The 10,018-nt window shown below is 45.0% G+C and carries 8 protein-coding genes and 1 pseudogene; all 9 read right to left on the reverse strand.

Going from position 1 to position 10,018, the window contains the following annotated elements:
• Positions 1–990, reverse strand: a pseudogene (locus HMPREF3208_RS02785) (hypothetical protein); the annotation flags it as partial.
• Between the two features lie 59 nt (positions 991–1,049).
• Positions 1,050–1,337: a hypothetical protein gene (locus tag HMPREF3208_RS06875; RefSeq protein WP_064347120.1), complete on the reverse strand. Its 288-nt coding sequence runs from the start codon at positions 1,335–1,337 to the stop codon at positions 1,050–1,052.
• Between the two features lie 552 nt (positions 1,338–1,889).
• Complete coding sequence (locus HMPREF3208_RS02795; protein ID WP_064347121.1) at positions 1,890–3,173, reverse strand: deoxyguanosinetriphosphate triphosphohydrolase; 1,284 nt, start codon at positions 3,171–3,173, stop codon at positions 1,890–1,892.
• A 63-nt stretch (positions 3,174–3,236) separates the two neighbouring features.
• Positions 3,237–4,628, reverse strand: a complete 1,392-nt coding sequence (alr, locus tag HMPREF3208_RS02800; protein WP_064347122.1) for an alanine racemase — start codon at positions 4,626–4,628, stop codon at positions 3,237–3,239.
• 87 nt (positions 4,629–4,715) lie between these two features.
• The gene (locus HMPREF3208_RS02805) at positions 4,716–5,255 is read right to left on the reverse strand and encodes a GNAT family N-acetyltransferase (protein ID WP_064347123.1); all 540 of its coding nucleotides are present in this window, start codon (positions 5,253–5,255) and stop codon (positions 4,716–4,718) included.
• Between the two features lie 71 nt (positions 5,256–5,326).
• Entirely contained in the window at positions 5,327–5,821 is a 495-nt protein-coding gene (locus HMPREF3208_RS02810) for an S-ribosylhomocysteine lyase (protein WP_064347124.1), read from the reverse strand.
• A gap of 149 nt (positions 5,822–5,970) precedes the next feature.
• Complete coding sequence (locus tag HMPREF3208_RS02815) at positions 5,971–7,797, reverse strand: ABC transporter ATP-binding protein (RefSeq protein WP_064347126.1); 1,827 nt, start codon at positions 7,795–7,797, stop codon at positions 5,971–5,973.
• A 77-nt stretch (positions 7,798–7,874) separates the two neighbouring features.
• Positions 7,875–8,750, reverse strand: coding sequence for an ABC transporter permease (locus HMPREF3208_RS02820; protein ID WP_064347130.1), 876 nt, complete (start codon positions 8,748–8,750; stop codon positions 7,875–7,877).
• Between the two features lie 181 nt (positions 8,751–8,931).
• Complete coding sequence (locus HMPREF3208_RS02825; protein WP_064347128.1) at positions 8,932–9,900, reverse strand: ABC transporter permease; 969 nt, start codon at positions 9,898–9,900, stop codon at positions 8,932–8,934.
• Between the last annotated feature and the right edge of the window lie 118 nt (positions 9,901–10,018).

Raw genomic sequence — 10,018 nt, forward strand, 5'->3', positions numbered from 1 at the left:
AAACATCGGATTAGTAGGCTCTTCCTCCTCCTTAGGAGTCTGAGTCATGTCCTTAACAGGCTCATCAACTACTGGAGCAGGAATATTAGTCAATGTCACTTCAGCAGCAGCAAGAATCTGACGAGCATCTGCAACAGTCTTAGCCTTAAGAATCTGCTGAGCAGCCTCATGAAGCAGTTCCTTCTCAGCCTTTTGCGACAAAGTCTTAATAGCAGACTTCTCAGCCTCAGCAAGCAGAGCCTTAGCAACCTCAACAGTCTTAGCCTTACGAATATACTTAGCAGTGAAAGACAAGCCTTCCTTCTCAGCCTGTACAGCTACTTTTTCAATAACAGACCTATCAGCTAATTTAATCCAATTAGCCAAAGTATCCAAAGTATCATACTGAGATTCTTCAATCTGTTTTGCGACAGAATCAAAACCTTTTTCTTTAGCTTTCTTAACTAAAGCATCCTTACCAGTCTTGTAAGCACTTTCAGCTTTACTACGTTCATCCTTCGTAGGCTTCGCTTTAGTACCAAAGAAAGCTGAAACTGAACTATTAAAATCTTTAGCATCGCGTACAGCTTTAGCAAGATCATGCAAGCCAACAACATCAAGATGCTTAGCACGATACTCAACAATCTTAGAATTCACATACTCAACAGTCTCAGTTTGATCTGCTGACTTGAGAGCGAAGTATCCATGAAGATTAACATAATTAACAAGCTCTTCAGTCTCACTCTTAAGAAGACCAGCATTCTTCACACGAGTCTCAAGCTTTGTAGCCCATGCCTTTGGCTTCTCAGCAGTGGTCAAAGCATTAGCAGCAGTAAGACTATCAGCCTTACGAATCTTCGCTACAACGTCCTTAGAAAGACCCTTAGCCGCAGCCTTCTGAGCCGCCTCTTCAAGAGCATTCTTCTTACCTTGCTCAAGAAGCTTTGCTACAGCAGCCGCATTATTGCTCTTAGCATAATCTTTCAAAGAATCAATAACATTCTTCGGCAAACCAAACTTCTCAGCCGCAGCAATAGCAGCAGCCTTATCATTTTCATCATCTTTCTTGGCTACTGTTTCAGATTCCTGCTGCTTACTTTCAGCAGTCTTCTTAAGAGTCTCAAGTTCCTCAGGAGAAGGAGCATCCGAGCCACCCTTACATTCTTATTCAAAGCATTCACATATTTCACATTAGCTTCAAACATATCGTGGAATGCTTTACCACGCTGCTCTGCAAGCGTCTCTTTAGTATTCTGATTACCATTACTGCTTTCAGCCAACGCAGGTACGGCAAGTGCTAAGCCTGAAACAAGCGTAGCGCCAGCAGCGAATGCGGCAATCGCCTTTTTACTTAACATAATTTTCCTTTCTTCTTCATTCTCACGCGTAAACGTGCAATGAATTTGCTTACCGAAATCATATTAGGGGCAATTTCGGTACAGTCATAAACCGACCAATGGCCGGCTCATATATTCAACATACCCCCTACCCTGGGCAAAAATCAAGAATAAGCAGCGATATTTTATAAAAAACGCCATCGTGTCCGTGTGGCGTAAGACTGCGTAAATAAGCGTGGCTGAAGAGAGTATATTCACATCCATCAGTAGCTATGAAGAACAGACAAATACCGTAAATCGTAGTTCCGCATAGTATGTCAGTACTGTGGTTCCGCATAGTATTCAGATTAAGCATTCTCAACGTGCACACGTTCGCTCCACTAGCTCACTGATTTGTGCATAAATCTTTCAAAGATGCAACTATCAAATACGAGTATTTTTAATAAAATAAGGGTATGTATTCATGAGCACACGATGAGCAGTTGACTAACACAGTGCTATCCCAACTAACACAGTGCTATCCCAACCAGCGCACCGCCAGCTAACCAGCGCACTGCAGCCACCCAGCATCTTTTAGCACAAAGCCGCGTGAAGCGTTGCAGCAGAACCATCCGTAAGACTTGCCACCTGATCAATCGCCACGCGAAGCCGCTCATTATCATTCGTGCACTCATTCCAATCACCAACAAACACAGCTTCCATAGCGTCATGCGGTCGTGGTGATTTGCTCATAAACACTTCTACTAAATCCTTCAGCATCTTCTGTTCACGCTCATAAGACTCGTGCGAACGCGGCTCAATCACAAAATGCACAGCCAAACTTTTCAGCATCACAATCTCATACGACGTGTCTTCTGGAATCACCACATTCGCACGGTAACGAATTAATGGCTCAGTACCATAACGCTTACGCGTAGCACGCTCAACAGAGCACGCGAAACGACCAATCAACGCGCTGGTAATATTTTTCAACTGCGCCAAAGCACGCCTAGAACCATCAAACGAGTCAGGGAACATGTGAAGCGCACGTAAGCGTTGCAACGCCGCCAAAAGCTTATCTGCATCCCACTGTTTGCCATACCAAGCATGCATTTCGCTAATAACCTGATCCACTACGCTTGTATCTGCCACTAAAGCGGGGTTAAAAGCGCCGGTTACAATTGCATCTTCAACATCATGCACACTGTAAGCAATATCATCCGAAAGATCCATAATTTGACATTCCATCGGCTTCGATTCGTGTGGTGCCTCAAGTTTCAGCCACTCAAATACTTCACGATCATCCGGATATACGCAGAATTTCAAATCGCGCTCGCCTTTGTCGTGTGCCTTAGCTTCTTCTAACCCCCACGGATACTTCACTGCAGCATCAAGTGCTGCACGAGTAAGATTTACTCCCGCACTCCTGCCGTTTTCACGAAAAACTTTCGGTTCTAAGCGGGTAAGCAGGCGAAGAGTTTGCGCATTACCTTCAAATCCACCAATATTTTCTGCTAATTCCGCGAGCGCGCGCTCACCGTTGTGTCCAAAGGGTGGGTGACCTAAGTCGTGCGATAAGCATGCGCAATCAACTACATCTGGATCACAGCCGAGCATTGCTGCAATTTGCCTACCAATTTGCGCAACTTCCAGCGTATGCGTTAGGCGAGTTCGAGCAAAATCGTCCGAACCTGCAACCAACACCTGGCTTTTTGCACCCAGACGACGGAGCGCTGAAGAGTGAATAATGCGCGCGCGATCACGCTCGAATGGCGTTCTAGCACGAGTGTGATGAGGTTCGCTCGCCCAACGTTCAGTATCGTGCAAATCGTATTCGCCAACAGCTTCGTTGTCTGAATCAATTACTTCGTCGCACATACAACACCTCTTTTATTTGCAATGAAGGCTACTTTATTAACCTTCTAAAACAAGCGCAACAAGCTATATAAGACTTTTCTCGTCCAGTTTTGCAATATCGCTAGAAGATAGCACTTCATAAGCATTGCGGTACAAACGCGGCACGCGAGCACCGATTCCAGTCATAATTTCGTAGCTGATTGTTCCCGCGGCTTTCGCCCAATCGTCGGCAGTTGGCTCAGCAAATTCCAAGCCTCTTCCAGGACCAAAAAGCGTTACAGTATCGCCTTCTCGTACACCTAATTCTGCGGCATCGCCTTTTACATCAACTATGAACTGATCCATGCAAACTCGCCCAGAAACGTTCAAAACTCGCGCACCCTTGTTAGTTTCCACGCGCACCGGTCCACCCGGCTTATCTATATGACGCGCACCTTGCATGTCAAATCCGGAAGCAGAACGCAAAATGCCGTCAGCGTACCCAAGCGGCACAATAGCAGTGCTCGTGTTATGTGGAGTCAAATACGTACGTCCGTAGGAAATTCCATGTCCTTCCTCTACGGTTTTTACTGTGCCAAGTTGCGCTTGAAGTGTCATGGCTGGCTGCAATCCGTACGTTTGTGAATCCCCCATTGCAGGATCTGGCTCATAGCCGTACAAACCAATTCCTGGTCGTACCAACTCAAAACGAATTTCTGGACGGTTAAGCGTTGCTGCAGTATTCGCTAAATGGCGGATTTGAGGCGCTAAACCAGCTTCACTCATTCGCTTTGTAAACTCGTGGAATTGCTGAATTTGTCGGTCGGTTGCTTCTACAAATTCTGGAACGTCTGGCGAATCTGCTACTGCTAAGTGACTCCACTGCCCAATAACTTCAATCACGCCGTCGCTAGCGTATTGCTGCAATTTTTCTAAAGCGGCGCTAAAACCGGCTGGAGTAAAACCGTTTCGCCCGAAACCGGTATCAACTTTTACGTGTACGCGCGCAGGCTTTCCCAAAGCGCGCGCAGCGCAAGCCACAGCGTCGAGTGAATCAATAGAACCTACAGAAATATCAATATTTGCAGTAATTAAATCTGCGAAACGAGTAGTTGGAGCACTCGTAAGCCAAGTGAGAATATGGCATCGACTTGAATCAATACCAGCTTCACGCAAACGTAACGCCTCATAGGGCTGCGCTGTGCCAAGCCAAGTAGCACCTCCAGCTAAAGCAGCGAGTGCACTCGGAATAAGCCCGTGACCGTACCCGTCTGCTTTGACGACTCCCATAACTTCCGGCGCATGTTGACCAGGTTGCAAATCTTGCGAAACTCGCGCAACTAACGTGCGCATATTATCTCGAAGTGCTTTCAAATCAACGATTACCTGACCGGGGTATGTGTGTAAAGCACGAGCATAGTTCGCTTCTAATATTGCCGCATTACTTGCGCTACCACTTGCACTACTACTTGCCGTATTACTTACATCTGTACTCATAATTCACCTAACTGATTTAGTATGCTTTTCATGCTACATGCTCTTTTGCATACTCTCCATAAGCTTTTTTAAGAACATATGCGCATTTCATAGCACATGATTGCGTGATTGCAGCCATTGATACGCAATGCGTGTTGCGCTGTGTGCTCGATCTGGAATAACAACTAATCCACAACGACTAAAACCTGCGCGCGTAATTATTTTTTGCATAATTACGTTATCTGGATGCGTGTCAATGCGCACATTGCTATAGTGCTGCTGCGCCCAATGCAAGCACGCTGTTGCCATTTTCGGTTTTATGCCTGACGATGCTAAACGATGAATAGTTACGTAAGGAGAAACATCATCAAGCCACGCGCCGTCAATGCTGGCATACACTTCATCAATGCCCTCACATAATGCGAATTGCGCTAGAATACGCTCGCTACCTGATTCAGGATCTTCATCAACAATCACATAGAAACGTTTTAAACGAATATCTTCAATAACGCTTGAGGCAAGCGGAAAACTATTCCCCCACTGATGCGGATTGCCAGTAATGCGCATAAATTTGCGAGCATTTTCATAAATATGCTCAATATTTCGCAAGTCGCCAAGCGTTGCTTTTCTTAATGTTATATCTTCCATACCAACCTCTCAAAGAAACCAAATAAAATTGCGCAAGACTACGCAAGTCACGCAAAGTTAGTTGAGATTGCTCACACAATCTTGCGTTCAAAAGGATCCGAACTAATTCCCTTCGCTAGAATATCTTTACACCATTGACGCGCACCAAATAAACTATGATCTCTATAATTGCCGCAAGATGTAATAGTTGTTGCAGGAATATCATCCCAAGTGGCTTTATACGCAATAAACTCAAGCGATTCCTTCAAAGCGCGCGCCACATCTTCAGTGCTATGCTCACCCCACGTAAGCAAATGAAAACCAGTACGGCAACCAAACGGCGAGCAATCAATATAACCGTCAATACGCTCACGAAGCAACACCGCAATTGTATGCTCAATAGTATGCAAAGCAGCTGTAGGAATCGCTTCCTCATTAGGCTGTGTTAAGCGAATATCATAATTAGAAATAACATCACCATGAGGACCTTGTTGCGTATCGATATAACGCACATAAGGTGCTTTGACTTTCGTGTGATCGAGTTCAAAGCTCTCTGGACGAGGTCGCGAGGCATTCTGTTCACTCATAAATAGTCCCTTCATGTAACTACACAATAAACAACGTACTCTTTAGCGTACTGACTACTTCTATAGTAGACGAGTCGCCTAATGAGTTGAAAGATTTGTTAGTTGAAAGATTTGTTAGTTGAAAGATTTGTTAGTTGAGAGATTTCAGTTTACATACTTGCTGCGTTCACAAGCGCACGCGTGTAATCATGTTGAGGACGATTCAGTACATCGCTAACGCTGCCAGATTCCACAACTTCCCCATCATGAAGCACCATAACACGCGTTGCTACATGCTGAATCATTCCTAAATCGTGACTTACGAAAATGCAGGACATTGTTGGGCGTTCTTTTCTAATAGCAGCAAAAGCGTCGAGAATACGAGTGCGTTCAGCAACATCAATTGCGCTCATTGGCTCGTCTGCAACCAAAACGCGCGGATTATTGATTAAAGCGCGAGCAATACAAACGCATTGTGCTTGACCACCAGAAAGTTCGTGAGGGTAGCGTTCAGCAAAATCTTTGGGAGGCAAGCCCACTAATATCAACGCGTTATCAACTCGCTGACAAATAGTTTCATTGTCTAATCGCAACGATTTTCGCCATATTTCAAGCGGTTCTGCAACACTTGAGCGAACTGTCCAACGCGGATCTAAAGCCGCAAATGGATGCTGGAAAACAAGAGAAGTTTCTTTACGAAGCATATCATAAGCTGAAATTTTTTTGTACTTCGAGAGGATTGTGGAATTATTTACGTAATTCTGAGTATCCGTAGAATTACTTACGCAATTTGCATTATTTGCACTATTCGTATTATTTGTCGAATGCACAGAATGCAGGATTTTCCCATCATACGCAATACTTCCAGCAGAAATTTCTTGAAGCCCTAGTATTGAGCGAATAAGCGTTGTTTTACCAGAACCAGATCCACCAATAATCGCTAACGATTCACCTGCGCGAACGCACACATCAACACCCTTCAGCACTTCTGCACAACGCTTTCCATGCCCCAAAATAACGTGAATATTTTTCGCTACAATCAGTGCTAAATCTGTACTATTTCCACTATCTTTCGTAATTCTATTATTATTTTCGATATTGTTATTTTCAGTATTATTATTTTCGCTATTACTACTTTTACTATTACTATTTTCGATATTACTATTTTCGATATTACTATTTTCAGCAGTAAATTTTATTGAATTAACTTTCGTAGAATCCAATTTTTGCGAGCGCAACGTCAACTTTTTAGCCGCACTCACCAATTGCAACGTTGAAGTTACATGTGGATTTTCAAGCAAATCTTGCACATCTGCACTATCAACCAATCGCCCAGAATCAAGCACATAGCAACGCTTTGCAGCGTGAGAGAGCACCGAAAAATCATGTGTTACAAAAAGCATCGAAGCACCCATATCGTCTACAAGTGACGCCAGCATGCGTACAACATCGCGCTGAGTAACAGAATCAAGCGCAGTCGTAGGCTCATCAGCCAAAATCAAGCGAGGAGAAGTAATAAGCGCAGTAGCAATACCAACTCGCTGCTGCTGACCGCCGGAAAGCTCAAACGTGCGTTGAGAAGCAATATTCTGCGGCAAACCAACTTTATCAAGCATAGTAAGCACACGATTATGAACATCATCAGCATCAAGATGATAGTGGATGCGTAAAGGAAGCGAAATCTGCTCCTCAACACTGAGCATTGGATTTAATGCGCGATTCGCCTGCTGAAATACCACCCCCACGTATTTCCCACGAAAATGCGCAAGACTTTCATCGCTAGCACCAACCGTTTGCATGCTCCCTAGAACACACGAACCAGAAACTTGAGCGCGAACTGGCAGCAAACCAGTAGCAGCACGAAGAAGCATAGACTTGCCAGAACCAGAAGAACCAACTAAGCCAACTCGCTCACCATCGTTAACATGCAGTGATACACGGTCAAGAATGAGTTGTTCATCAAGACGTAACACAAGATTTTGAATATCTAAGCTCATTGTGCGCCTACTTTATTCCTTTACCCTTTTGCAGCTTTACAGTTTCGTAGCTTTCGTAGTTTTCGTAGCTTTCGTAGTTATTGGCGATTTTTTGGCAGTTCTTGTTGATTTTTCGTAATTTTTCGTAATTTCGGCAGTTTCGCAGAAGGATGTAATGCTGTACGCAATACATCGCCTAAAAGATTCAGTGCCACAACAACCACAGTCACCATCAAACCAGGCCACACAACAGCCAAAGGATTTACATGAATAAGCGTTACAGAAGTTGCCAACACACGCCCCCAACTCGGTACGCCAGAAGGAACACCAACACCTAAATACGTTAAGCCACTTTCCGCTAAAATCACCGTTCCTGCAGAAAGAGAAAGCTGCACAAACGCAACAGGCATAATATTAGGCAAAACATGACGGAATAACATATAACGTCTTGAAGCACCTTGAGAAATTGCAGAATTAACGTAATCCGATTGCAAAACAAGCTGGGCACTTGGTCGCACAATACGCGCTAAATTCAAACCATAACCCACACCGCAAGCAAGCACAATCACAGCAACACTTGCACCCATTGGCACAGCAAGCATCAACGCAATTAGCACAGTCGGAATAGAAATAAGCGCATCCACTGCCATAATGCTTATGGCGCGAACCAAGCGAAAACGAGCGATCATCAAACTCAGCAACACCACACCGATGACAGCCGACACCAACACCGTGCAGACGACTAACACAAGCTCAATTCTAGAGCCTGCCATAAGCCAGCTCAGCATATCTGCACCAGTGCCATCCGTGCCAAGCCAATGCGCAAACGAAGGCTTCTGCCACACTTCGTAGCCATTTGTTTTCACAAGAGCGTAAGGCGTCCAAAACAAGGATACAACAGCAATAGCAAGCCAAAGCGCAAGCGTAGTGCACACGAATTTACCGAAAGTTGCATGCCAGATGCGTTGGAGCATAGTTGATTGCGCTATGAATTGCGCTGCAGATTGCGCTGCAGATTGCACTGCAGGACGAGCTGCAGATTGTGCTGCGGTACGAGCCGCGGGACGAGCTGCGGATTGTGTCTTGCTCACAACATCACCTTCTTGAAACCTCAACATAATCAACTAACATAATCACCAACATAATCACCAAAAATTAACCTTCAACTGCATCTTCAGATAGTCGAGCATCAAGCAGACGATGCGTAATATCAATCACTAAGCCAATAAGCAAGAACAACGCAGCCAGCATAAAAAGCTCACCCTGAGCGGCAATTAAATCACGCAAACCAACGTCACGAATCATCCCCATACCCATACCAGGTAACGAAAATAGGTTTTCAATAACCATCACACCCATCACCATATGAGCAAAAGTCAAACCAACAACAGAAACCAGCTGCGGAAGCGCCAAACGCAAACCAACTCGCCACACAGCCTGCTTACGCGTCATACCACAAGCCATTGCCTGAGTCAGAACCTCACTATGCGCAATATTCTCCAGAACAGCTGTTGTGTAGCGCATAAAACTAGAACCAACAATAATTCCAACTGTAATTGCCGGCAACACTAGCGACAAAAACGCTTCAGAAAAATCGCTCCAACCATCCGTCGGAAAACCTTGCGTCGGCAGTAAGTTCGCCACACCTACACCTCGACCAAGCAACAAAATAAGCAACATACCTCCCCATAAAGCTGGCACAGAGCCTGCGGCAAGAGCAGCAAAACGCAAAATCGCCTGAATTGGCTTTCCATCGCGAGTTACCTGCCAGCAGCCAAGAGGAATACCGATTGCGAGCGCAATTGCAAGACCCAAAAAAATCAGCGGAAAAGTAATAGTCGCGCGACTAGCAATAGTCGTGCTTACAGAACGACCAGTCAACATAGATACACCAAAATCGCCACGCAAAACACCACAAAGCCAATCCGAATATTGTGTAAAAAGCGGCTTATTCAAGCCAAGCTCAGCGCGCAGTTGCTCAACTTTGCCGTGAGGAGCATTAAGACCAGCCATCACTTGTGCAACATCGCCAGGAAGCACGCGAAGCGCAAGAAAAACAGCCGCAGAAATGCACAATAATGCCGCAATAAAAAGCAGCAAACGTTGGCATATCATACGAAACATAAACCGCCTCCTTTTTTATGGGCTTCCATTTGAAGTGCACAGCAAGTACACGAATTCAGACACGCGCGCAGTCGTCGCGCTGCGCCAGTAACGGATAGACGCATTTTTTTGTTACTGG

This window comes from Gardnerella vaginalis, from assembly GCF_001546485.1.
In the GTDB taxonomy this organism is placed as follows: Bacteria; Actinomycetota; Actinomycetes; order Actinomycetales; family Bifidobacteriaceae; genus Bifidobacterium; species Bifidobacterium vaginale_D.